The organism is Microcystis sp. M53598_WE2, assembly GCF_030067735.1.
GTDB lineage: Bacteria > Cyanobacteriota > Cyanobacteriia > Cyanobacteriales > Microcystaceae > Microcystis > Microcystis aeruginosa.
In genome coordinates, this window is sequence record NZ_JASJFE010000675.1 from 1 (window position 1) to 1,916 (window position 1,916).

The following is a 1,916-nucleotide window of genomic DNA, read 5'->3' on the forward strand; positions in this document are numbered from 1 at the left end:
AACTCTTGACCCCTCAAGGATTTCCTTCAGGGTTTTTCTAGATTCTACCCCGCAGCATCATCGCCATTTCATTGGGAACCGGGGACATTTCCAGGGCGACCTCATCGCTAATCCGTCCCTCTTGATAGAGGTTAAACAGAGATTGATTAGTGGTAATCATGCCATGGTATTCGCCATCTCTCATTAATTCGATAATTTCGTCATTTTTGCCGCTGCAAATGTAATCTTTGACGGTTTCTGTGTTGACGAGAATATCGTGAAAAGCGGTCCGTTTACTGTCGGTGGTGCGACATAAACCCTGGGAAATAATACAAACCAAGGATTCTGCGATCGCCACCCGCATCGATTCCCGTTCCTCGGCGGTATAAAGAGTTAAAATCCGCTCCAGGGTTTTAACGGCGCTGTTGGTGTGCAGGGTTCCCATAACTAAGTGACCAGTTTGGGCAGCTTTCAGGGCAGTATTAACGGTGGATTTGTCCCGCATCTCCCCCACCAGAATAATATCTGGGTCTTCCCGCAAAGAGGCTTTTAGGGCATTATCGAACTCATGGGTGTGTATTCCCACTTCCCTTTGTTTGATCAAACTGCGACGACTTTGATGGACAAATTCGATCGGGTCTTCGATGGTGATAATATGTTTGGCGTGTTCTTTATTTATGTAATCGATCATGGCTGCTAGGGTGGTGGATTTCCCTGAACCCGTCGGACCGGTGATTAAAATCAATCCCTTATGCACATCGCACACATTCCGGAACACAGCCGGTAAGCCCAATTGTTCCACAGTGAGGATTTTCAGGGGAATTAGACGCAAAACCATCCCCGGACCGCGCAGACTTTCAAAGATATTAATCCGCACCCTAGCGAATTCGTACTGAGTTGCACCGTCAAACTCTAGATCTTTTTTAAAGCGAAGGATTTCTTCTTCTCCTAGGATTTCCCGTAACCAACTATAAAAAGTGTTGATGTCAATTTCAGGATAGTTGAGAATAATCATTTCACCACGATCCCGCATCCGGGGTTGTTCTCCAACTCCTAGGTGAACGTCCGAATAACCCCGATCAAAGGCCATCCGGATCAAATGTTCTAAGGTGGGTTGATTGGGAGCGCGACCCGGCCGGGGTGGGGTTTGGGGAGAAGCAGCCTGACTGGGAGCGCGATTTTGGGGAGGACGTGGGGCGTAAATTTGACCATTTTGCGGCATATTCGGCACGTTTTTGGTCGGTGTCGCCACTTGTTGCGTCATTTCTTGAGTTGTCCCCGTGCTGGTTCCCGTGATTTCTGAGGGAGGTATCGGCATGGAGGGAACCGGCAGCGGCTGCAGTGGTCGCGAGGAAGAACTGGGATTTTGACTCATGAGCAATAGGGGGTTTTTTCTTTACTATTCCCCGATTGTACTAACATCCTATCAAATCATCCTCAATTTCTCAATTCCTCACAGACGCTAGATTGAGGAGCAAGGAGCCAGTAGTCTCCGAGTCAAGAGACAGGAGACAGGAGACAGGAGACAGGAGACAGGAGACAGGAGATTATTTTTATTTATTCTTCCCACTTCCCTACTTCCCCACTTCCCTACTTCCCCACTTCCCCACTTCCCCACTTCCCCACTTCCCCACTTCATAATTTATAATTCCCCCTCTCCTATACCTTTTAAACAGGATTTAGACCCTAAAATTGTTACAATCGAGGTTTAGGGCTGATGATTTTGACTACTCATTTCTGTTTGATCGTCAGTTTTAGGAGAGGTAAATACGTTGACATCCTCACCGCCCTAAAAGTGCGGCGATTCCTAAACCTCACGATTTAAGTTTCTGCTTCCACCACCGTCGCATACCACAGTTAAAAAACCATGTACTGTCTTACACAGAGTCCACAGACTTTCGCCCCATTTCAGAAGCCCGATTCCGTGTGTCCCACGG

1 protein-coding gene is annotated in these 1,916 nt (G+C 47.6%); it reads right to left on the reverse strand.

The window, feature by feature from the left end; all coding sequences use genetic code 11:
* Positions 1-37: 37 nt before the first annotated feature.
* Positions 38-1,354, reverse strand: coding sequence for a type IV pilus twitching motility protein PilT (locus PX636_RS13780; RefSeq protein ID WP_288117597.1), 1,317 nt, complete (start codon positions 1,352-1,354; stop codon positions 38-40).
* Positions 1,355-1,916 lie beyond the last annotated feature (562 nt).